The organism is Ramlibacter monticola, assembly GCF_016722785.1.
In the GTDB taxonomy this organism is placed as follows: Bacteria; Pseudomonadota; Gammaproteobacteria; order Burkholderiales; family Burkholderiaceae_C; genus Ramlibacter; species Ramlibacter monticola.
The window spans coordinates 1,208,034-1,229,582 of the sequence record NZ_JAEQNE010000001.1 but is presented as its reverse complement, the minus strand read 5'-3'; the positions used below and the strand labels follow the sequence as shown (position 1 = coordinate 1,229,582).

At 70.6% G+C, this 21,549-nt stretch carries 21 protein-coding genes; 8 read left to right on the top strand and 13 right to left on the bottom strand.

What is annotated here, in order from left to right; translation table 11 throughout:
* The first annotated feature begins 36 nt into the window (after window positions 1–36).
* From JJ685_RS05970 to JJ685_RS05960, 3 genes are all read left to right on the top strand, one after another.
* Window positions 37–420: a hypothetical protein gene (locus tag JJ685_RS05970; protein ID WP_201673274.1), complete on the top strand. Its 384-nt coding sequence runs from the start codon at window positions 37–39 to the stop codon at window positions 418–420.
* A 12-nt stretch (window positions 421–432) separates the two neighbouring features.
* Complete coding sequence (locus JJ685_RS05965) at window positions 433–660, top strand: YMGG-like glycine zipper-containing protein (protein WP_201673273.1); 228 nt, start codon at window positions 433–435, stop codon at window positions 658–660.
* 144 nt (window positions 661–804) lie between these two features.
* Window positions 805–1,755, top strand: coding sequence for an IS481 family transposase (locus JJ685_RS05960; RefSeq protein WP_201673272.1), 951 nt, complete (start codon window positions 805–807; stop codon window positions 1,753–1,755).
* Here the strand turns inward: JJ685_RS05960 and gloA are convergent.
* Complete coding sequence (gloA, locus tag JJ685_RS05955) at window positions 1,752–2,144, bottom strand: lactoylglutathione lyase (protein ID WP_201673271.1); 393 nt, start codon at window positions 2,142–2,144, stop codon at window positions 1,752–1,754. The two genes, JJ685_RS05960 and gloA, sit on opposite strands and share 4 nt — an antisense overlap.
* Before the next feature lie 98 nt (window positions 2,145–2,242).
* Between gloA and JJ685_RS05950 the strand changes: the two genes are divergently transcribed.
* Together JJ685_RS05950 and JJ685_RS05945 are read left to right on the top strand one after the other, a co-directional pair.
* Window positions 2,243–4,018: an autotransporter assembly complex protein TamA gene (locus JJ685_RS05950; RefSeq protein ID WP_201673270.1), complete on the top strand. Its 1,776-nt coding sequence runs from the start codon at window positions 2,243–2,245 to the stop codon at window positions 4,016–4,018.
* Window positions 4,015–7,812: a translocation/assembly module TamB domain-containing protein gene (locus JJ685_RS05945; protein ID WP_201673269.1), complete on the top strand. Its 3,798-nt coding sequence runs from the start codon at window positions 4,015–4,017 to the stop codon at window positions 7,810–7,812. Before JJ685_RS05950 ends, JJ685_RS05945 begins: the two co-directional genes overlap by 4 nt.
* Window positions 7,813–7,818: 6 nt before the next feature.
* Here JJ685_RS05945 and JJ685_RS05940 read toward each other — a convergent pair whose 3' ends face one another.
* Window positions 7,819–8,349 carry a PaaI family thioesterase gene (locus JJ685_RS05940; RefSeq protein ID WP_201673268.1) on the bottom strand — a complete coding sequence of 177 codons (531 nt, stop codon included), beginning with the start codon at window positions 8,347–8,349 and terminating at the stop codon, window positions 7,819–7,821.
* Between the two features lie 55 nt (window positions 8,350–8,404).
* Here JJ685_RS05940 and JJ685_RS05935 point away from each other — a divergent pair, with 55 nt between their 5' ends.
* The 3 genes from JJ685_RS05935 to JJ685_RS05925 all read left to right on the top strand — a co-directional run bounded on the left by JJ685_RS05935 (window position 8,405) and on the right by JJ685_RS05925 (window position 9,474).
* Window positions 8,405–8,857, top strand: coding sequence for a MarR family winged helix-turn-helix transcriptional regulator (locus tag JJ685_RS05935; RefSeq protein WP_201673267.1), 453 nt, complete (start codon window positions 8,405–8,407; stop codon window positions 8,855–8,857).
* A 166-nt stretch (window positions 8,858–9,023) separates the two neighbouring features.
* A complete protein-coding gene (locus tag JJ685_RS05930) occupies window positions 9,024–9,206 on the top strand; it encodes a ribbon-helix-helix protein, CopG family (RefSeq protein WP_201673706.1) in 183 nt (60 codons plus the stop codon).
* Between the two features lie 67 nt (window positions 9,207–9,273).
* On the top strand, window positions 9,274–9,474 hold the full coding sequence (locus JJ685_RS05925) for a CopG family transcriptional regulator (RefSeq protein WP_236598685.1): 201 nt from the start codon (window positions 9,274–9,276) through the stop codon (window positions 9,472–9,474).
* Between the two features lie 9 nt (window positions 9,475–9,483).
* Here JJ685_RS05925 and JJ685_RS05920 read toward each other — a convergent pair whose 3' ends face one another.
* The 11 genes from JJ685_RS05920 to JJ685_RS05870 all read right to left on the bottom strand — a co-directional run bounded on the left by JJ685_RS05920 (window position 9,484) and on the right by JJ685_RS05870 (window position 21,432).
* Window positions 9,484–10,278, bottom strand: coding sequence for an SDR family NAD(P)-dependent oxidoreductase (locus JJ685_RS05920; protein WP_201673266.1), 795 nt, complete (start codon window positions 10,276–10,278; stop codon window positions 9,484–9,486).
* The gene (locus tag JJ685_RS05915) at window positions 10,275–10,919 is read right to left on the bottom strand and encodes a 2-dehydro-3-deoxy-6-phosphogalactonate aldolase (protein ID WP_201673265.1); all 645 of its coding nucleotides are present in this window, start codon (window positions 10,917–10,919) and stop codon (window positions 10,275–10,277) included. The genes JJ685_RS05920 and JJ685_RS05915 overlap by 4 nt, the downstream gene beginning before the upstream one ends.
* Window positions 10,916–11,803: a 2-dehydro-3-deoxygalactonokinase gene (locus tag JJ685_RS05910; RefSeq protein ID WP_201673264.1), complete on the bottom strand. Its 888-nt coding sequence runs from the start codon at window positions 11,801–11,803 to the stop codon at window positions 10,916–10,918. Before JJ685_RS05910 ends, JJ685_RS05915 begins: the two co-directional genes overlap by 4 nt.
* Window positions 11,804–11,809: 6 nt before the next feature.
* The gene (locus JJ685_RS05905) at window positions 11,810–13,537 is read right to left on the bottom strand and encodes an IlvD/Edd family dehydratase (RefSeq protein WP_201673263.1); all 1,728 of its coding nucleotides are present in this window, start codon (window positions 13,535–13,537) and stop codon (window positions 11,810–11,812) included.
* Window positions 13,538–13,544: 7 nt separating this feature from the next.
* Window positions 13,545–14,414, bottom strand: coding sequence for a carbohydrate ABC transporter permease (locus JJ685_RS05900; protein WP_236598684.1), 870 nt, complete (start codon window positions 14,412–14,414; stop codon window positions 13,545–13,547).
* Between the two features lie 139 nt (window positions 14,415–14,553).
* Window positions 14,554–15,408 carry a carbohydrate ABC transporter permease gene (locus tag JJ685_RS05895; protein ID WP_201673704.1) on the bottom strand — a complete coding sequence of 285 codons (855 nt, stop codon included), beginning with the start codon at window positions 15,406–15,408 and terminating at the stop codon, window positions 14,554–14,556.
* Window positions 15,409–15,520: 112 nt separating this feature from the next.
* The gene (locus JJ685_RS05890) at window positions 15,521–16,831 is read right to left on the bottom strand and encodes an ABC transporter substrate-binding protein (RefSeq protein ID WP_201673262.1); all 1,311 of its coding nucleotides are present in this window, start codon (window positions 16,829–16,831) and stop codon (window positions 15,521–15,523) included.
* 52 nt (window positions 16,832–16,883) lie between these two features.
* A complete protein-coding gene (locus JJ685_RS05885; RefSeq protein WP_201673261.1) occupies window positions 16,884–17,963 on the bottom strand; it encodes an ABC transporter ATP-binding protein in 1,080 nt (359 codons plus the stop codon).
* Between the two features lie 103 nt (window positions 17,964–18,066).
* A complete protein-coding gene (locus JJ685_RS05880; protein ID WP_201673260.1) occupies window positions 18,067–18,747 on the bottom strand; it encodes a Rossmann-fold NAD(P)-binding domain-containing protein in 681 nt (226 codons plus the stop codon).
* A gap of 42 nt (window positions 18,748–18,789) precedes the next feature.
* Window positions 18,790–19,605 carry a type IV pili methyl-accepting chemotaxis transducer N-terminal domain-containing protein gene (locus tag JJ685_RS05875; protein ID WP_201673259.1) on the bottom strand — a complete coding sequence of 272 codons (816 nt, stop codon included), beginning with the start codon at window positions 19,603–19,605 and terminating at the stop codon, window positions 18,790–18,792.
* A 129-nt stretch (window positions 19,606–19,734) separates the two neighbouring features.
* A complete protein-coding gene (locus JJ685_RS05870; protein ID WP_201673258.1) occupies window positions 19,735–21,432 on the bottom strand; it encodes a DEAD/DEAH box helicase in 1,698 nt (565 codons plus the stop codon).
* Between the last annotated feature and the right edge of the window lie 117 nt (window positions 21,433–21,549).

Here is a 21,549-nt window from a genome sequence, read left to right as displayed (position 1 = left end):
TCCGAATCACCATTTTGGGGATTCGAGGAGATCCACATGGCAATGGGACTACCGGCGCGCGCAGCCTTTGCCGCCGCGTGCGTGGCATTGGCAGCCGCGAGCAGCATGGCCCGCGCGGACGAACTGCCGCTCGTCACGGGCAAGCAATGGACCGAGTCGTCGGACCAGGTCAAGAAGGCCTACCTCATCGGCATCGCCAACGTCATCCAGGTCGAGCGCGCCTACCACGCGGGCAATGCCCCCCCGGATGCCCAGAGCGTTCTGCCGCGCATGGCGAAGGGGCTGCAGGACCAGACGCTCGACAGCGTGCGCGAGGGGCTCGATCGCTGGTACGCGTCGCACAGGGACCAGCTCCAGAGACCGGTGATCGAGACGCTCTGGTTCGAGATGGCCCTGCCCGGGCTGCAAAAAGCCCGATAGCGGAGAAGCACGATGAAGCGAGTCGCATGGATGGGAGTGGTGGCCTTGTCTGCGGGCCTGACGGCATGCACGTCGATGACTCCACAGCAGCAGGGCACGGTCTCGGGCGCGGCCATTGGCGCCGCCGCGGGCGCCGGGATCGCCGCCATCGCCGGGGGCAGCGGCTGGACGGGCGCCGCGATCGGCGCCGTGGCCGGCGGCGTGGCCGGCAACATCAAGGGCAGCAAGCAGCCCCAGTGACGCAGGGGCGGGGGACGGGTCGGCTGCGATGGCGCTGGCGCGCTAAGTGTGAAGGTTCAATAGGTTCTTGCGGGTGTCCACCCGGAAAGGTTTTGAGAGACTGGGAATCGCCAAACCCCCCGTCAACTCAACTTTCCTAACCGGATGAACACCCATAAGAATGCCCGATTGACGTACCTTCGTCGCCTGGAAATGGTCCAAGACATCCTCGAAGGTGGCTTGTCCGCCTCGGAGGCGGCTGCCAAGCAGGGTGTTAGTGGCGTGACCGCGCGCAAGTGGCTGGGCCGCTACCTCGCTGATGGAGCAGCGGGTTTGTTGGACAAGTCCTCCCGGCCCGACAAGTCACCGCGCGCCATCGCGCCCCATGTGGCCCTTGCCATCGTGGAACTGCGCCGAAAGCTGTTGCTGCAAGCGCACATTGCGTCATACATGGGCGTGTCCAAGGCTACGGTGAGTCGCGTGCTGCGCCGCGCCGGCCTATCCCGCCTGAGCGATCTGCGACCCGAAGAACCCGTGCAGCGGTACGAGCGGGAGAACCCCGGCGAGCTGCTGCACATCGACATCAAGAAGCTGGGGCGCTTCGACAAGGTCGGCCACCGCATCACTGGCGACCGCCGTCAGCGCGCGCGTGACATCGGTTGGGACTACGTCTTCGTGGCCGTTGATGACCACAGCCGGGCGGCTTTCACTGCGGTGTACCCAGACGAAAGCCGGCACAGCGCCGCGGCTTTCCTGCGCGCAGCCGTGGGCCAGTTCAACAGCTGGGGCGTGCCGATCCAGCGCGTGCTCACGGACAACGGCATGTCGTTCCACTCGGCGCTGTTCTCCGAGGCTTGCCTCGAATTGGGCATCACCCAGAAATTCACCCGAGCCTACCGGCCCCAGACCAACGGCAAGGCCGAGCGCTTCATCCAGTCGGCCTTACGCGAATGGGCCTACGGGCGGACCTACCAGAACTCAGAGCAGCGCAGGCACGCGCTGCCGGCCTGGACCCACTTCTACAACTGGCATCGCCCGCATCACGGAATTAACCTGGCGCCGCCCGTGTCCCGCCTTTCGATTTCTCGAAAGAACCTGTTGACACTTCACAGCTAAGCCGCCGATTCCCGCTGGATCAGTTCGATCTTGTACCCGTCCGGGTCGGTGACGAAGGCAATCACCGTGCTGCCCCCCTTCACGGGCCCCGGTTCGCGCGTGACGTTGCCGCCCGAAGTGCGGATGCGCTCGCAGGCCGCGTAAACGTCGGGAACCCCGATCGCGATGTGGCCGTACGCCGTACCCATCTCGTACTTGTCGACCCCGTAGTTGTAGGTCAGCTCGATCTCGGCGTGCCCGGGATTGCTCCCGTAGCCCACGAAGGCGAGCGAGTACTTCTGGTCCGGCCGGTCCGTGGTGCGCAGCAGTTCCATGCCGAGCACCTTGGTATAGAAATCGATGGCGCGCTGCAGGTCGCCGACGCGCAGCATGGTGTGGAGGAGACGCATGCTGGCATTATGAGTGCCGCTGCTCGTCCTTGCAGCCGTGCACGAGTCGAATTCCGCCTACGTCCCGCTGAACCCTCTGCCGCGATAGTTCCGTCCTCATGATCCGCGCCGCCGCACTCGTCGTGCTCCTGATGCTGGCGGCCGCCACCTGGGCGCAGTCGCCGCCCGCCTTCGACCTGGAGGTGCGCGCGCCCGGCCCGCTGAAGGAACTGCTGGAACGCCACCTGGAACTGCGCCGCTACCGCGAGGTGAGCGACCTCGACGATGCCGAGATCGCGCGCCTGGTGGTGCTGGCCGACCAGGACGCGCGCGAACTGCTGGCCACGCAGGGCTACTTCGCGCCGCAGGTGCGCATCGCGCGCGAACCCGGGGAGCGCACCCGGCTGGTGGTCGACGTGCAGCCGGGCGAACGCGCCGTCGTCGGCGAGGTGGACATCGCCTTCGAGGGCGACATCGCGGGCAGCCCGGACGCCGATGCCGCGACCCAGCGCGACACGATCCGGCGCGACTGGGAACTGCCCGTCGGGCGCCCCTTCACCCAGCCCTCCTGGGAGCAGGCGAAGTCCAAGGCGCTGCGCGCGCTGCTCGCCCGCCGCTACCCCGCCGGACGCATCAGCTACAGCCTGGCCGACGTCGATGCCGCCAGCGCGCGGGCGAAGCTCGGGCTGAAACTCGACTCGGGCGCGCTGTTCCGCCTCGGCCCCGTGCGCGTCACCGGCATCGAGCGCTACGATCCCCTGCTGGTGGAGCGGCTCGCGCGCCTGCCCGAAGGCGCGGTCTACGACCAGGAAAAGATCGTGCAGGCGCAGTTGAGGCTGGCGGGCAGCGGTTACTTCGATTCGGCCTTCATCTTCGTCGACCCTCTGGCGCCGGACCCGCAGGCGGCGCCGGTGCAGGTCACCGTGCGCGAGGCACCGCTGCAGAAGGTGATCCTCGGCCTCGGCTTCACCACCGACGGCGGTCCGCGCGCGACCCTGGAGCACAGGCACAACCGGGTGCCGGGCATCGGCTGGCAGGCCATCACCAAGCTGCAGGTCGAGGACAAGAACCCCTATGCGCAGACCGAATGGATCGGCACGCCCGACCCCAAGGGCTGGCGCAAGTCCGTGCTGGCGCGCGCCGAGCGCCTGGACGACGGCCGCCTGGTCACCTACAGCCAGCGGCTGCGCGCCGGCCGCTTCCAGAACTCGGACCACATCGACCGCAATGTCTTCCTGCAGTACGAGCGCTCCTCGGTCGACAACCCGAACAACGTGCCGCTGACGCCGGCGGACACGGGCGACGGCTCCGCCGTCACCATCAACTACGCCTGGACCGGCCGCTACTTCGACAACCTCACGTCCCCGACCAGGGGCTTCGGCATCGCCGTCGAACTGGGGGCCGGCGTCACGCTGGAGGGCAACCAGCATCCGTTCCAGCGCACCGTGGTGCGCTGGCTGGGCTTCCGGCCGCTCGAGAAGGGCCGCCTGCAGTTGCGCGCCGAAGGCGGCGCGGTGCTCGCCTCCGGTTCGGCCACGGTCCCGTCGACGCAGTTGTTCCGCACCGGCGGCGACAACACCGTGCGGGGCTACGGCTTCCTCGACATCGGCGTGCCCCTGGGCGACGGCCTGGTGGGCCCGGGCCGCCTGATGGCGCTGGGCAGCGTGGAGTGGCAGCGGCCCATCCAGCGCGGCGGCCGCCCGACCGAATTCGAGGGCCTGCTGTTCGTCGACGCCGGCGCCGTGGCCGACCACGTCGGCGACCTGCGGCCCCGGGTGGGCGTGGGCACGGGCGTGCGCTGGCGCAGCCCGGTCGGGCCGGTGGAGATGGCGATCGCCTACGGCGTCGAGCCGCGCCGCTTCCACCTGCACTTCACCGCGGGGTTCGTGTTTTGAAGGCGCAGGCGCTGCGGGCAGCCCGCTGGACGGTGCGCGTCCTCGTCGGCTTCGTCCTGCTCCTGATGCTGCTGGCGGCCCTGGTCTGGTGGTGGGCCGGGCAGGAGGGCTCCCTGGAAGCCGTGCTTCGGCGCATCAGCGGCGGCCCGCTGACCAGCGAGGGGGTGGAGGGCTCGATCCGCAACGGCTGGAAGATCCGCCGCATCGTATGGGAGCGCGACGGGCTGCGGCTGGAGGCCGAGGACATCGTGCTCACGTGGCAGCCGCTCGCCGTGTTGAACAAGACCCTGCAGCTCGATCGCGTGCAGGTGGCGCGTGCCCGCGTGCTGGACCTGCGCCCGCCGAGCCCGGATCCGCTGCGGCCGCCCACCGACCTGCGCCTGCCGTGGCGCGTGAGCGTCGACGAGCTGCAGGTGGGCGAGTTCGCTTACGAGGGCCGCTTCCAGCTGCGGGCGAGCGGGTTGGCCGCCGGCTATGCCTTCGACGGCCTGCGCCACAGCGTCGCCCTGCGGTCGCTGCGGATCGCGGGTGGGGACTACCGCGGCGAGGCGCGGATGCTCGCGCTGCCCCCCATGACGCTCGATGCCAACCTGGCCGGCCGCTTCGCCGCGCCGGTGCCCGGCCGCGACGAGCAGGTGCCGATCGACTTCCGCCTGCAGGCGGCGGGCCCCGCCACGCGCATCGACGCGCGCGCGCAGCTGCAGGTGCTGCAGCCGCGTGCCGCCGCCGCCGGCGAGCTGCCGCAGGCGACGGCGACGGCGCGCATCACGCCCTTCGACGAGATGCCCGTGCCGCAGGCCGAGGCCCGGTTCCGCCAGCTCGATGCGGCCCTGTTCTGGCCGCAGGCCCCGCGCACGCGCTTATCCGGGCTGGTCGAAGTGGCGCCGCAGCCCGATGCGAGCTGGAGCCTGCGCGGCGACGTTCGCAACGCGCTGCCGGGGCCGTGGGACGCCGGCCGCTTGCCGATCGAATCGCTGCGCGCCGAGGGCGACTGGCGCCGCGGCATGGCGCTGGTGCGCAGCCTGCAGGCGCAGGCGGGCGGCGGCACGGTCACCGGCAGCGGCAGCTGGAAGGAGCGCGGCTGGCACTTCGAAGGGCGCGTGGAGGACGTCGATCCCTCCCGGCTGCATGGCCGGCTGGCGCCGCTGCCGCTCACGGGCCCGCTGGAGCTCGAGGGCGAGAACGACGCGATCGGCTTCGTGCTCTCCCTGCAGGCGGGCCCGCCGCGGCCGCGCCGGGCCCGCAACGGCACCGACGGCGTGCTGGCCGCCGCCGACGCGCTGGAACTGCGTGACGTGTCGGCGCAGGGCCGCTGGGCCGGCGGCACCCTGTCGCTTCCCATGCTGCGGGTGCGCACGGCCGATGCCACACTGGACGGCAAGCTGGAGCTGCAGACCAAATCCTGGGCGGGCAGCGGCGAGCTCCGCCTGCAGGCGCCGGGGCTGCAGGCGAACGCCAGCGGCAGCCTGGCGGAGAGCCGCGGCCAGGGCAGCGCCGACGTGGCCGCGGCCGACCTCGCGCAGGCGCAGCGCTGGCTGGCGCGCTGGCCCGGGCTGGGCGCCGCGCTCAAGGGCCTGGCCCTGCGCGGCAACGCGCAGGCCCGGCTGGCCTGGCAGGGCGGCTGGAGCGATCCGACGGTCGACGCACGCGTCACGGCGCGCTCTCTGATGTGGGAGCCGCCGCCTCCGGGGCCGAACGCCACGCCGCCGTGGGAACTGCGCGAAGCGGCGCTGACGGTGCAGGGCAAACTGCGCAACGCGGCGCTGGACCTGGGCGCGCAGGTGCAGCAGGGCCAGCGCAAGTTCGATCTCTCGGCCGCCGGGCAGCTGGCCGGCACGCTGGGCGCGGCGCCCGACTGGCGCGGCGAGATCGCGCGGCTCGCGCTCACGGTGCAGGATCCGGCGCTCACGCCCGACCCGTGGCGGCTGCAGCTGCAGCGCCCCGTGCAGTGGCGGTCGGCCGGGGACAGCTTCACGCTGTCCGCCGGCGAGGCGTTGCTGCACGCCCCGAAGCTGCGCAGCGGCGCGGCCGCGACCGATGCGGTGCTCACCTGGACGCAGGTGCGGCGCGAGCGCGGCCAGCTCTCCACCGCGGGGCGGCTGGCCGGCCTGCCGCTGTCCTGGGTGGAGCTGTTCGGCGGCCCGCAGCTGGCGGGCTCGGCCCTGTCCGGGGACCTGGTCTTCGACGCGCAGTGGAACGCGGTGCTGGGGCAGGCGCCCCGCATCGAGGCGTCCATCGCGCGCGTGGCCGGCGACGTCACCGTGCTGGCGGAAACGCTCGACGGCAAGGCGACGCGCGTCGCCGCCGGCGTGCACGACGCACGTGCGGTGCTGACGACGCAGGGCGAGCAGGTCGTGCTCGCGCTGGTGTGGGACAGCGAGCGCGCCGGCCGGGCGCAGGGCGAGATCCGCAGCCGGCTCTCGCGCACGCCGGAGGGCGGCTGGGAATGGCCGGAGCGGGCGCCGCTGAGCGGCCGCGTGCAGGCGCAGTTGCCGCGCATCGGCGTCTGGTCGCTGCTGGCGCCGCCCGGCTGGCGGCTGCGCGGCTCGCTGAAGGCGGACATCGAGATCGGCGGCACGCGCGCGGTGCCGCAGCTGTCCGGCCCGGTGGAGGCCGACGACCTCGCGCTGCGTTCGGTGGTGGATGGCATCGAGCTGCGCAACGGCCGGCTGCGCGCGCAGCTTTCCGGCCAGAACTTCATCGTGAGCGAATTCCTGCTGCGCGACCGCGAGGAGGGCGCGGGCGGCAACCTGTTCGCCTACGGCGAAGGCTCGTGGACGCCGGCCGGCCCGGTCTTCGAGGCCCATGCGCAGCTGACGCAGCTGCGCGCCAGCATCCGCAGCGACCGCCAGCTGACGGTCTCGGGGGCGGTGGACGCCCGCGTGGACCGCAACGGCACGACGGTGACGGGCCAGCTGCGCGTGGACCGGGCCCGCATCCAGATCCCGGACGAAACGCCGCCGCGGCTGGGCGAGGACGTCGTGGTGCGCAATTCCCCCGGCGCCGAGCTCGTCGGGGCCACGCCCCGGCTGCGTCCCGAAGCCAGCGAGGGCACCGGCCGCACGCTGACCATGAAGGTGAGCTTCGACATGGGAGACGACTTCCGCCTGGCCGGCCGCGGCCTCGACACGCGGCTGGCCGGTTCGGTGGAGATCCGGGGCGGGGCAGGGGGCATGCCGCAGATGGTCGGCCTGATCCGCACCGCCGGCGGCCACTTCGAGGCCTACGGCCAGCGCCTGAACATCGAGCGGGGCGAGCTGCGCTTCACCGGGCCGCCCGACAACCCCGCGCTCGACATCCTGGCGGTCCGGCCCATCCTCACGCCCAAGGTGGGCGTGCAGGTGAGCGGGCGCGCGCAGGCGCCGCACGTGGAGTTGTACTCCGAGGCGGGCTACTCGGAGTCCGAGACGCTGTCCTACCTGCTGCTGGGCCGCTCCGCTTCCAGCGGCGGCACCGAGACCGCGTTGCTGGAGCGCGCCGCCGGCGCGCTGATCGCGGGCCGCGGCGGCACCGGCAAGGGCATCGCGGGCACGCTGGGGCTCGACGACATCAGCGTGCGCTCGGACAGCACCGCCGGCGCCGTGGTGCGCGTGGGCAAGCACTTCGCCGACAACTTCTACGCCGCCTACGAGCGCAGCCTCGAGGGCACCATGGGCACGCTGTTCATCTTCTACGACGTGTCGCAGCGCTTCACGCTGCGCGCCGAGGCGGGGCAGCGCGCGGGCATCGACCTGATCTTCACCTTCACCTTCGACGGCTTCGGCCGGCGCAAGGCGAGCGAGCCGGTGCGCTGAGCCGCTTCAGCGCAGGTCGAACACCAGGCAGGTGGTCGTGGCGTGCGCGTACAGCGTGCCGTCCGGGCCGGTCAGCCGCGCCTCCGCGGTCGCCAGCTGGCGGCCGCAGTGCACGATCTTGCCTTCGGCCCGCACGCGCTGGACCTTCGGCCCGATCGCGCGCACCAGGTTCACGCCCAGTTCCGCCGTGGTGTAGGCGCGGCCCGCCGGCATCATCGTGTGCACGGCGCAGCCCAGGGCGGAGTCGAGCAGGCTGGCGTACCAGCCGCCGTGCACGCCGCCCATGGGATTGGCGTGCGCCGGGCCGGGCGTGCCCTGGAACACGGCGCGGCCCTCGCCGACTTCCACCAGCCGGAAGTCCAGCGTGCGCATGATGGTCGGGGCCGGCAGCTCGCCCCGCAGCATGGCCTGCATCACCTCCAGCCCGCTGCGCCCGGCGAATTCGCCGGCGGGCACGGCGCCCCAGCCGGCGCCGGCCTGCAGCCGCGCCTCCACCTCGCGCTCGCGCGCCAGCCATTCCTCGAGTCGGTCGTCCATTCCGCGTGCTCCACTGAAAGTTGCATATGCAATGATTGCAGGTACAATAATCCGCATGGACGCCGCCGTCAAGCCGCAGGGCTGCACCAACCTCAAGCTGCGCCAGCTGATGCGCCGGGTCGCGCAGCTGTACGACGCCGAGGTGGGCAAGACCGGGCTGCGCGGCACGCAGTACTCGCTGCTGTCGTACGTGGTGAAGCTGGCGCCGGTGCGCCCGGTGGACCTGGCCCGGGCGATGAAAGTCGATGCCTCCACGCTCACGCGCAACCTGCGCCCCCTGGTCGACGCGGGCTGGGTCACCCTCGGCGCCGGGGAAGACGCGCGCAGCCGGCGGGTCGAGGCGACGGCGAAGGGGCGCGAGAAGCGGCAGGAAGCGCAACGCCGCTGGCGCGTGGCGCAGGAATCCCTCAACCAGCGGCTGGGCACGCAGCGCGTGCTGGCGCTGCATGCGCTGCTCGACGAGTGCCAGGAACTGCTGGCCGACCTTCCCGCCGAAGAGGACCGCTGAGCCGCGGCCGCGACTGGCTCAGCGTTTCCGCCGGCCTACATGGCCGTTGCGTTTCCACCGTCCTGCGCCATCAGGAAGCGCCGCATGGCTCATGCGTCGAAGTACTACCATCGGACTCACATGACAAGTGCAGAGTATTATCATGTCTGCCAGCCACGACGACCGCATGGAAGAGAAACCCGCACGCCTCACCGTCCTCATCGACGCGGACAGGAAGAAGGCGTTCGAGGCGCTGTGCGCCTCCCAGGACATCACGGCCTCGCAGGTCGTGCGCCAGCTGATCCGCGAGTACCTCACGAGGCACGGGGTGCGCTGGAGCCCGGGCAGCGCCGACACCGCGGCCGACTAGGCGCGCGGGCCCCCGGGCAGCGGAAAGCAATTACACTCTGATTAACATCAGGGAGTCCCGTTCGCCCATGGAACTCAAGACCGCCCGGCTCACCGTCCTCATCGATCCGGGGAAGAAACAGGCTTTCGAGGAACTGTGCCGCACGCAGGACATGACGCCGTCCCAGGTCGTGCGCCGCCTGATCCGCGACTTCATGGAACAGCAGGAGGCCCAGGCGCCGCGCCGGGCGCCGGTGCGCAAGGCGGCCGCGGCGCGCCGCGCGCGCTGAGCGGGGCCGCTACACCGGCACGGTGTAGTTGAGGGTCATGCGCCCGCCGTCCACGACCACGATCTCACCGGTGACGTAGCTGGCCGCGTCGCTCGCGAGCCAGGCGACGACGTCCGCCACCTCCCAGGGCTCGCCCAACCGCTTCATGGGCGTGCGGCCCATGATCCGCTGCTTCGCTTCCTCGCTCGTGAGCACCGCCTTGGCGGCCAGCTCGGTGGCGATCGTGCCGGGCGCCACGGCGTTCACGCGCACTCCCTTGTCGGCCAGCGCCAGCGCCATCACCCGCGTGAGCTGGTTGATGCCGCCCTTGCTGACGTTGTAGCTCGCGATGGTGGGGATGGTCAGCACCGCGTTGACGGAACTCATGTTGACGATGGCGCCGCCGCCGGTCTTGACCATCCCGCGCGCCACCGCCTGCCCCATGAGGAAGGAGCCCTTCAGGTTCACGCGCAGCACGGCGTCGAAATCGGCCTCGGTCACGTCGAGAAAGTCGGCCGCCTTGAAGATGCCGGCGTTGTTCACCAGCACGTCGATGCGGCCGTGCGCGCCCATCGCCTGCCGCACCAGCGCGTCGACCTGCGCCGCGTCGCCGACGTCGCAGTGGACGTAGAGGCCGCCGACGTCCTTCGCCACCGCCTGCCCGCGCGCATCCTCGATGTCGCTCACGACCACCTGTGCGCCGTCGCGCGCGAGGCGACGGGCGCAGGCCTCGCCGATGCCCTGGCTGGCGCCGGTGACGATGCAGACGCGGCCGGCAAGGCCGAAGTTGACTCGGGTGGAAGACCGGGGGGCGGGCGCGTTCATGCGCGCATCGTACCTGCCCACGCGTCGGCGAAGGCGCGCGCGACCCGCGCGACTTCGCCGGCGTCCGTGCCCGGCCGGTAGAGCGTGGAACCGATGCCGAAGCCGTTCGCGCCGGCCGCCAGATACCCGGCCATGGTGGCAGGCGCGATGCCGCCGACGGGCAGCAGCGGCACCGCCTGCGGCAGCACCGCGCGCAGCGCCTTGACCGTCGCCGGCGGGATCATCTCGGCCGGGAACAGCTTGAGCCCGGTGGCGCCGGCCGCGAGCGCGGCGAAGGCTTCGGTGGGCGTCATGACGCCCGGCAGGCACACCATGCCGGACCAGGTGGCGGCGCGCACCACCTGCGGATCGAAATGCGGCGAGACGACGAGGCGCCCGCCGGCCGCGTGCACCTGCCGCACCTCGTCTTCGGTGCGGACGGTCCCGGCGCCGACCACCGCTCCCGGGAAGCGGCGGGCCAGGCGGGCGATGCTCTCCAGCGGCTGCGGGGAATTCAGCGGCACTTCGAACAGGCGCCAGTTCGCGTTCCACAAGGCGTCGCCGACGGCGTCGACTTCCGCCGGCGCGATGCCGCGCAGGATCGCCACCAGCGGCAGGTCTTCCAGCGCGCGGCGCCAGGCTTCGGCGAGCGCGGGGTTCACGGCCGGTTCCCCAGCTGCCGCGCGAGCGACCAGTGCCCGCGCCAGGTGGCCTCGGAGCCGAGCCGGCGCGCCTCGCAGCCCAGGCCGCGCAGCGCCAGTGCATACCGTTCGGTGAGCGCCGGGCTGCCGATCAACACCACGTCCAGTCCGTGCAGGGCGTGGGTGCGCAGCTCGTCGCCGATCACCAGCCCGGAGAGGTAGCTCGGAAGCGCCGGCTGCGGCAGTCGGTCGAACAGGGCCAGCGTGCGGGTGCTGAAGGCGCCGTGCAGGATCGAGCGGGCCTGCTGCGCGTGGCGCACGCCGCGCAGGAAGGCGGCTTCGTCGAGCGCGCCGTCCTCCGCGGGCAGGCTGCGCGCGAGGATGGAGTGCTGGCGCAGCAGCCCGTAGACCTCGCCCGACATGAAGGTGGCGAAGTTCAGCACCCGGCCCTCGGCCACGCGCACCCATTTGCAGTGCGTGCCGGGCAGCACGAAGACGCCGTCGCGCAATTGCAGCAGGTCCATCGCGCCGAAGACCTGGACCTCCTCGCCGCGCAGCACGTCGGGCGTGCCGAGGAAGTCCACCGAGAGTCCCGGGACCAATGCAATCTTTCCGGGCGCGATCCAGGCCAGCGCCCGGGCCAGTTCGTCGAAGCCGGCGGGACAGGGGCAATAAGGCGCCTCCTGCCAGCCCTGGCGACTGCCCGCCATGCCGCTGATCAGGCACAGGGCGCCGGGGAGGTCCAGCCAGTCGCCGCAGCTTTCGCGCAGCACGGCGGGGAAGGCGCCGGCCGGCACGCCGAGGATGCCGCGCGGGGAGCGGCGCTCCTCGACCACGGCGCCCTCGCCGTCGATGCGCGCGACGCGCAGGGACGAGGTGCCCCAGTCGACGGCGACGAGGTTCATGTCACCTCAATGGTTGTCCCGCGGCACGAAGGCCCCGCGCTTGCCCACCAGGAAGTCGAGGTCCGCGCCTTCGTCGGCCTGCAGCACGTGGTCCGTGTAGAGCTTCCAGTAGCCGGAAGCCAGCGCCGGCTGCGGCGGCTTCCATTCGGCCAGGCGGCGCTTCAGTTCCTCGTCGCCGATCGCCAGGTGCAGCCGGCGCTTCGGCACGTCCAGCTCGATGATGTCGCCGTTGCGCACGACGGCCAGCGGCCCGCCCGCGGCGGCCTCCGGCGCCGTGTGCAGCACCACCGTGCCGTAGGCCGTGCCGCTCATGCGGGCGTCGCTGATGCGGACCATGTCGGTGATGCCCTTGCGCAGCACCTTGGGCGGCAGCGGCATGTTGCCCACTTCGGCCATGCCGGGGTAGCCGCGCGGGCCGCAGTTCTTCAGCACCAGCACGCAGTTCTCGTCGACGTCCAGGTTCTCGTCGTCGATGCGCCGGTGGAAGTCCTCGATGTCCTCGAACACCACGGCCCGGCCGCGATGCACCATCAGCGCCGGGGTGGCGGCGCTGGGCTTGATCACCGCGCCGCGCGGCGCCAGGTTGCCGCGCAGCACCGCGATGCCGGCCTTCTCCTTGAAGGGCGCCTCCAGCGGCAGGATCACTTCCTTGTTCCAGTTCTGCGCGCCCTCGATGTTCTCGCCCACGGTCTTGCCGTTGGCCGTGACCGCATCCAGGTGCAGGGAGTCGCGGATCTCCTTCATCACGACCGGCAGGCCGCCGGCGTAGCAGAAGTCCTCCATCAGGTGCTGGCCCGACGGCTGCAGGTTCACCAGGCAGGGCATCTCGCTGCCGAGGCGGTCGAAGTCCTCGATGGCGAGCTCCACGCCGATGCGGCGCGCGATGGCGATCAGGTGGATCACCGCGTTGGTGGAGCCGCCGATGGCGGCCAGCGTCCGGATCGCGTTCTCGAAGGCCTTGCGCGTGAGGATGGACGAGAGCTTCTGGTCCTCGTGCACCATGTCCACGATGCGGCGGCCGGCCATGCGGGCCAGCACGTTGCGGCGGCCGTCCACGGCGGGATAGGCCGCGTTGCCCGGCAGGCCCACTCCCAGCGCCTCCACCATGCTGGCCATGGTGGAGGCCGTGCCCATGGTCATGCAGTGGCCGTGGCTGCGGTGCATGCAGCTTTCCGCTTCGAAGAAGTCCTGCAGCCGGAGCGTGCCGGCGCGCACCTGTTCGCTCATGCTCCACACGCCGGTGCCCGAGCCGAGTTCCTGGTCGCGCCACTTGCCGTTGAGCATGGGGCCGCCGGAGACGCCGATGGTGGGCAGGTCCACGCTGGAGGCGCCCATGACGAGCGAGGGCGTGGTCTTGTCGCAGCCCATGAGCAGCACCACGCCGTCGATGGGGTTGCCACGGATCGACTCCTCGACGTCCATGCTGGCCAGGTTGCGGTACAGCATGGCGGTGGGGCGCAGCAGCGTCTCGCCGAGCGACATCACCGGGAATTCGAGCGGAAAGCCGCCGGCCTCGTAGACGCCGATCTTCACCTGCTCCGCGAGCGTGCGGAAGTGCGAGTTGCAGGGCGTGAGCTCGCTGAAGGTGTTGCAGATGCCGATCACCGGCCGGCCGTCGAACTGGTCGTGCGGCACGCCCTTGCCCTTGACCCAGCTGCGGTAGGCGAAGCCGTCGCGGTCCTGGCGGCCGAACCATTGCTGGGAGCGCAGCTCCTCGGGCTTCTTTCTCTTCATGGCTGCCTCATTCCTTCACCGCGCCCGTCAGGCCGGACACGTAGTACTCGACGAAGAACGAATAGATGATGGCCACCGGCAGCGATCCGAGCAGCGCGCCGGCCATCAGCGGACCCCAATGGTAGACGTCGCCTTCGACCAGTTCGGTCACCACCGCCACCGAGACGGTCTTGACTTCGGACGAGGAGACGAAGGTCAACGCGTAGATGAACTCGTTCCAGGACAGGGTGAACGCGAAGATCGCGGCGGAGATCAGGCCCGGCACCGACAGCGGCAGGATGATCTTCCACAGGATCTGGAAGCGGGTGGCGCCGTCGATCAGGGCGCATTCCTCCAGCTCGTAGGGAATCGAGCGGAAGTAGCCCATGAGCAGCCAGGTCGCGAACGGGATCAGGAAGGTGGGGTACGTGAGGATCAGCGCCCAGCGGGTGTCGAACAGCCCCAGCTTGAACACGATCGCCGCCAGCGGGATGAACAGGATCGAGGGCGGCACCAGGTAGGCGAGGAAGATCGACAGACCCACCTGCTTGGCGCCGCGGAAGCGCAGCCGCTCGATGGCGTAGGCCGCGAACACCGAGCAGAGCAGCGAGACGAAGGTGGAGACGATCGACACCACCATCGTGTTCCAGAGCCACTCCGGATAGGAGGTGTGGAACAGCAGCTTGTTCAGGTGCGCCAGCGTCGGCTTCACGATCCAGAACGGATTGCCGTCGCGCGACAGCAGTTCGTTGTCCGGCTTGAATGTCGTCACCGCCATCCAGTAGAACGGGAACAGCAGCACGATCACGAAGAGCAGGAGCGGGATGTAGAGGGTGACCGTCCGCTTCGGCAGCGAACCGAGGTAGGCCATGCCCTGGCTGTCGTTGTCCTGCTTCATTGAACCTCCCCCAGGCTCCGCATTTCATGCTCCGCCACACCTCTCACCCCACAAAAATGCTGAAGCATTTTTGTGAGGACCCCAGAGGCCCCCCTCCGCAAGCGGAGGGGGCGAGCGCCTTCGGGCGGCCGTGCGGCGCTCATTCGTCGCTCGCGCCCTGCTGCCAGGCCCGCCGCTGCAGGCCGAAGTAGGAAAAGAGGATGGCCGCCAGCAGGAAGGGCACCATCGCGATCGCGATCGCCGCGCCTTCGCCCAGCGCCCCGCCCGGAATGGCGCGCTGGAACGACAGCGTGGCCATCAGGTGCGTGGCGTTCAGCGGGCCGCCCCGCGTGAGCACGTAGATCAGCTGGAAGTCGGTGAAGGTGAACAGCACCGAGAAGGTCATCACCACCGCGATGATCGGCGTGAGCAGCGGCAGCGTGATGTAGCGGAAGCGCTTCCAGCCGCCGGCGCCGTCGATGGCCCCCGCTTCGTAGAGCGAGGGCGGGATGGTCTGCAGGCCCGCCAGCAGCGTGATCGCCACGAAGGGGACGCCGCGCCAGATGTTCGCCGCGATGGTGGAGAGCCGCGCGTTCATCGGGTTGCCGAGGAAGTCGATGTACTGGTCGATCAGCCCCATCTTCATCAGCGCCCAGCTCACGATGGAGAACTGCGAGTCGTAGATCCACCAGAAGGCGATGGCCGACAGCGCCGTGGGCACGATGTAGGGCAGCAGGATCACCGTGCGGAAGAAGGTCTTGAACGGGATGCGTTCGTTCAGCAGGATCGCCAGCCACAGCCCGAGCCCGAACTTGATGATGCTGGCGACCACCGTGTAGAAGAAGGTGTTGAACAGCGCCAGCCGCGTGACGCTGTCGCCCCACAGGAAGGCGTAGTTCTCCCAACCCACCCAGTGGCCGCCGCGGCCGATCTTGGTGTCGGTGAACCCGAGCCAGACGCCCAGCCCGAGCGGGTAGGTGAGGAACACCAGCAGCAGCACCCCCGCGGGCAGCATGAACAGCAGCCCGAGGAGGTTGCGGCTGTTGCCCAGCCGGCTCAGCGCGGAAGTCCGGGCGCGGCCGGCGACTTCTTCCGGGGGATGGAGCGCGCCCGCTTCCACGGCGGCCTCAGACCTTGTAGTAGCGGTCGGCGCGCTGGGCCGCGCGCTGCATCGCTTCCTTGGGCGTCTTGGCGCCGCTCACGGCCTCGGCCACCATGTCCTGCACGATGAAGTCGGCCAGCGCGCCGGCGGAGGCGTAGCCCAGCTTGCCCATGTAGCCGGCCGGCCGCATGTTCTTCACCGCGTCGCGGTAGGGCGTGTGCTTGGGATCGACCGTCCACACCGCGTTCTTCTCGTAGGCGCGCAGCGGCTGCGAGATGTAGCCGCCGGCGGCCTGCATCCAGGGGCCGTACTGCTCCTCTTCCATCATGAAGCGCACGAACTCCTTGGCCGCCTTCGGGAACTTGGAGTGCTTGAACACCATCTGGTTGAAGAACAGGTGGTACTCGGTGGGCACGCCCACGGGGCCGATCGGGAAGGACGCGTGCTGGATGTCGGAGGCCAGTTCCTTGACCTTGGGGTCGGTCGAGTTCTTGGCCGCGTAGTAGATCGAGATGCCGTTGTTGGTGGCCGCGATCTGGCCGTCGAGGAAGGCCTTGTTGTTGTTCGGGTCCAGCCAGGACAGCGTGCCGGGGATGAAGGTGGCGTACAGCTCCTTGCCGTATTCCAGCGCCTTGAGCGTCTCGGCGCTGTCGATGGTCACCTTGTTGCTCTTGTCCACCAGCGCCGCGCCGAAGGCCCAGATCAGCCACTGCGTCCAGCCGCTGTCGCCGGTGGCGTGGCCCAGCGCCATGCCGCCCGGCGTGCCCTTGGCCTTGAGGGCCTGGAACATCTTCAGGAAGCCGTCGGTGTCCTTCGGGAAGGCGTTGACGCCGGCGGCCTTCAGCAGGCTGTCGCGGTAGACCATCATGGAGCCGGTGCCGCCCAGGGGCACGCCGATCCAGCGACGACCGTCCGGCCGCAGGTAGGCCTCGCAGGCGGGATACCAGCCGCCGTACTTCTTGCCGAGGTAGTCGGCCACGTCCGTCATGTCGACCAGCTTCTCGGGGTAGAGGTTGGCGTCGTCGTTGGTGGACAGGATGATGTCCGGGCCGGCGCCGGTGTTGGCCGCGACTGCCGCCTTGGGCCGCACGTCCTCCCAGCCCTCGTGGTCGAGGCGGACCTCGATGCCGTACTTGTCGCTGAACTTCTTGACGTTGGCGATGTAGGCGTCTTCGTCGCCCTGCACGAAGCGCTTCCAGCGCAGCACGCGCAGCTTCGCGCCCTTCTCGGGCTGGTTGTTCCACTGCGCCTGCGCGAGCGACGGCCACAGCAGCGGCAGCGCCACGGCGGCCGCCCCGGCCGAGGTCTTCTTCAGGAACTTGCGACGATTCGTCATCGAGGTCTCCTTGGAGTGAAAAGTGGTAGGCCAGCCGCCGAGGGCGCTGCGCTCACTGCGCGAGGCGCATGCCGCTGGCGGGATCGAACAGGTGGGCGCGCGCCGGGTCGGGGCGCAGCCGGATGATCTCGCCGGGGCGGAAGGCATGGCGGTCGCGGAACACGCTGGTGACCTCCACGCCGGCGAGCTTGGTGAACACCTGGGTGTCGGCGCCGGTGGGCTCCACCACCACCACCTCGCCGGACACGCCTTCGCCCTCGGCGGCGAGCTGCATGTGCTCGGGGCGGGTGCCGTAGATCACGCTCTGGCCGTCCTGCGCCGCGAGCGCGGAAGACGGCGCCGGCAGCGACGCCCCGTCGCCGAACTCGATGCGGGCGCTGCCGTTGGTGCGGCGCACCACGCCCGGCAGGAAGTTCATCGCCGGCGAGCCGATGAAGCCGGCCACGAACTGGTTGGCCGGATGGTCGTACAGCTCCAGCGGCGAGCCGGTCTGCTCCACCACGCCGTCGCGCATCACGACGATCTGGTCGGCCATGGTCATGGCCTCGATCTGGTCGTGCGTCACGTACACGGAGGTGGTCTTCAGGCGCTGGTGCAGTTCCTTGATCTCGGTGCGCATCTGCACGCGCAGCTTGGCGTCGAGGTTGGACAGCGGCTCGTCGAACAGGAACACCTGCGGGTCGCGCACGATGCAGCGGCCCATGGCGACGCGCTGGCGCTGCCCGCCGGAGAGCTGGCGCGGGTAGCGATCGAGCAGGGTCTCGAGGCCGAGGATCTCCGCCGCCTTCTTCACCCGCTCGTCCGCCACCGACTTCGGCTGCTTCGCCAGCATGAGGCTGAAGGCCATGTTGTCGCGCACGGTCATGTGCGGGTACAGCGCGTAGTTCTGGAACACCATGGCGATGTCCCGCTCCTTGGGCGTGAGCCCGTTGACCACGCGGCCGCCGATGCGGACCTCGCCGCGGCTGATCTCCTCGAGCCCGGCGATCATGCGCAGCAGGGTGGACTTGCCGCAGCCGGAGGGCCCCACCAGCACCGCGAACTGGCCGTCTTCGATGTCGATGTTGACGCCCCGGATGATGTGCGCCGCGCCGAAGAACTTCTCGACGTCCCGGATCTGTACGTTGGCCATCGTCCCCGCTGGTGAACAGAAGCGACGCACCTTGTAGCACGGAAGGAAAATGGCGCGCATCGCGGGTAAACCCGCGCCGCGCTCGGCCACGAAGCGCAGGCTCTCAGGCGGGCAGCGCGTCGGCCTGCATCTCTCCCGAGAGCAGCACGCGGTGGCCTGTCGCGACCGGTACCGCGCGCAGCAGCGCCCGCGCCACCTGCCGCGCGGCGATCGGGCGGAAGTCGGCGGGGATCACGGGCCGCAGCCAGCGCCCCACGTGCAGGCCGATCCGTTCGCCGGCGCGTTCGGGCTGGCCGAGGGCCTCGCGGTCGCCCACCAGCAGCGAGGGGCGGGCGATCACCACGCCCTCGTAGCCGAGGCCGGCGATGGCCTCTTCGAGTTCGCCCTTGACCCGGCTGTAGAAGATGCGCGAGCCGGCGTCGGCCTTCATCGCGCTGACCAGGCCGATGCGCCGCGCACCCGCGACCTGCGCGGCGCAGGCGACCGCGAGGTTGGCATCGAAATCGACGGCGCGGAAGGCCGCCTCGCTGCCCGCCACCTTGATGGTGGTGCCGAGCGCGAGATAGGCTTCGTCGATCGGCGGCAGCGGCGGCAACTGCGCGAAGTCGACGGTGTGCACCGTCAGCTTCGGGTGCTGCAGGTCGAGGGGCCGGCGGGCGAGCGCGTGGACGGCCGCCACCTGGTCGTCGGCCAGCAGGCCCCGCAGGAGTTCCCGCCCGACCAGCCCCGAGGCGCCGGCCACGAGTGCGGCGCGGCCTGCGGCGGAAGGGCCCGGCGTGCTCATCGCCGGATCATGCCATCGAAGGCACGACCGGGAAGTGACCGGCTAGCCGAGCAGGTCGCGCAGCGCGGCGTCGTACAGCGAGGTGAGGTTGTCCATCACCTCGAACACGCGCTCGCTGGTGGTGGCCACCGTCTGCAGGGCGTCGGGGCTCGGCGCCTTGGCCAGCGCCCCTTCATAGAACAGCCACTGCGCCTTCGCGAGCTCCAGTTCGTTGCGGATGGTGGGCGTGCCGATCGGCGCCGACTGCAGCGTCGCCAGCGCCTGCGCGAACTCGGCGCGGGCGCCCGCGAGCTGCGCGCGCACCGCCGGGGTGTCGTGGCCGGCGGCGGCGAGGAAATAGGCGCGGGCGGCCCGCTGCGACAGCATGCGCTGGCGGCCGGCGAGGTTCACGATGCGCGCGCTGCCTTGCTGGGCCTGCGTCTCGAAGGCCTTGGTCAGGCGGTCGGCCGCTTCCAGCACCACGTCGGCGCTGCGGGCGACCTCGAGGGCGTCCTTGCGCGGGGCGGCGCAGACCTCCAGCAGGCCCTGGCAGTCCTTGTCGAGCGTCTGCAGCAGGCGGCGCTGTTCACCCGCCAGCGGGGCGGCGCCGAGCTCGGTCAGGCTGGAGGCCAGCAGCTGCCGGGTCGAGGTCTGGATGTCGCGTGCGCGTTCGGGCAGCACGCTGAGCGCGCCCTGGACGTAGGCCTTGGACAGGCGCTGCGACAGCGCCCGCATCTTGCCGGAACGGTTGATCGCCTGGCTGAGCGGCAGCGCCTGCGCGGTGGCAGGCAGGGCCAGGGCGGCCCCGGGCAGCAGCAGCAGGCTGCCGCAACGGACGAAGCCGCGGCGGCGGATCCCAACGGGTTGGCCTTGTGACATGGTGCGTTCTCCCTTCGCTTTCCTTGGGGAGAACTCTAGGCGGCAGCACCGCCACTGCCCATCCACCGGCAGGACGAGCGCGCATCGTCCGAACGAGGGGAGACCCTCGTCCGGAGGAACTATGCCGCCTCAGCGGCCGAAGCGCGCCGGGCTGCCGTTGCCGTTGCCGCGGCTGCGGTCCGGGCGACCGCCGCGACGACCGCCGCGGCCCATGCTGTCGACGCTGGTGCGCAGCGGATCCGGCTGGCCGTTCGACTGGTTATGCTGCGCCGGGGCTTCGCGCACGACGAAGGGGCTGCGGCTTTCGTGCGCGCCCAGGCGCGGCTGCTCTTCGTCCTCGCGGCGCGGCGCGCGCGGCTGGGCGTTGCCATTGCGGGCGCCGTTCTGGCGCGGCGGGCGGGCCGCCTGCTGCTGCGGCTGCTGGGGCTGCTGGGACCGGCCCTGCCCGTTGCCGCTGCCCCGGCGGGCCGGCTGGCCATTGCCTTCGGCCTGGCGGGGCTCGCCTTTGCCGCCGCGCCGGCCGCCGCCGGAGGGCTGCTTTTCCTTGTTCTCGCGGATGCGCTGCATCATCTCGCTGCGCGCCGCCTTGGCCGCGGCGTTGAGCACCTCGCGCGAAGGCGGACGGCCCTTGCCGCCCCACAGGACCTGGCGGCCCATGGCGATCGGCTCGGCCTGCTCGCCGGCCTCGGGGCCGAAGCCCTCGACGTCCTGCACCGGGATCGTCTGCTTGGTGAAGCGCTCGATCTCCTGCATGAAGCCTTCCTCGTCCAGGCAGACCAGCGACACCGCCTGGCCTTCGCGGCCGGCGCGGCCGGTACGGCCGATGCGGTGCACGTAGTCCTCGGGCACGTTCGGGATCTCGTAGTTCACCACGTGCGGCAGGTCGTCGATGTCGATGCCGCGGGCGGCGATGTCGGTGGCCACCAGGGCGCGGATCTCGCCGCTCTTGAAGCCGGCCAGCGCCTGCGTGCGCGCGGTCTGGCTCTTGTTGCCGTGCAGCGCCATCGCGGTGATGGAGTGCTTGTTCAGGAAGTCCGCCACGTGGTTGGCGCCGAACTTGGTGCGCGTGAACACCAGCACCTGCGACCAGTCGTGCTCCTGGATCACGTGGGCCAGCAGTTCCTTCTTGCGCTCGCGGCCGACGGGGTGGACTACCTGGGTGATGCGCTGCACCGTGGTGTTGCGCGGGGTGACCTGGATGCGCTGCGGCTCGCGCAGCAGGCCGTTGGCCAGTTCCACGATCTCGTCGCTGAAGGTGGCGGAGAACAGCAGGCTCTGCTTTTCCTTCGGCACCAGGGCCAGCACCTTCTTCACGTCGTGGATGAAGCCCATGTCCAGCATGCGGTCGGCTTCGTCCAGCACCAGGATCTCGACGGTGGACAGGTCCAGGTGGCCCTGCTGGTGCAGGTCCAGCAGGCGGCCGGGCGTGGCGACCAGGATGTCGACGCCCTTCCTGATGCGGTCGATCTGCGGGCTCATGCCCACGCCGCCGAAGATCACCGTGGAGGTGAGCGGCAGGTACTTGCCGTAGGTACGGATGGACTCTTCCACCTGCGCCGCGAGTTCACGCGTGGGCGTGAGCACCAGGGCGCCGACGCCGTCCTTGCCGAACTTGTTGGTCTTGCCCTGTCCCTTGGTGAGCTTGTGCAGCATGGGCAGGGTGAAGGCGGCCGTCTTGCCGGTGCCGGTCTGGGCGCCGGCGAGCAGGTCGTGACCCGCGAGCACCGCGGGAATGGCCTGGGCCTGGATGGGGGTGGGGGTCTCGTAGCCTTGCTCGCGAACGGCCTTGAGAATGGCCGGAGCGAGGTTCAATTCGTCAAAATTCATTGAGCAATAAAGCGCCTTCCCGGGCGCTGGGGCATCGGCCGTTCCGGGCCGCGCGGGCCGGATCCAGTCAAGGCAGATGAAGGTTCGAAGGATGGGAGCCGGCGGGCGCAGGGCCTG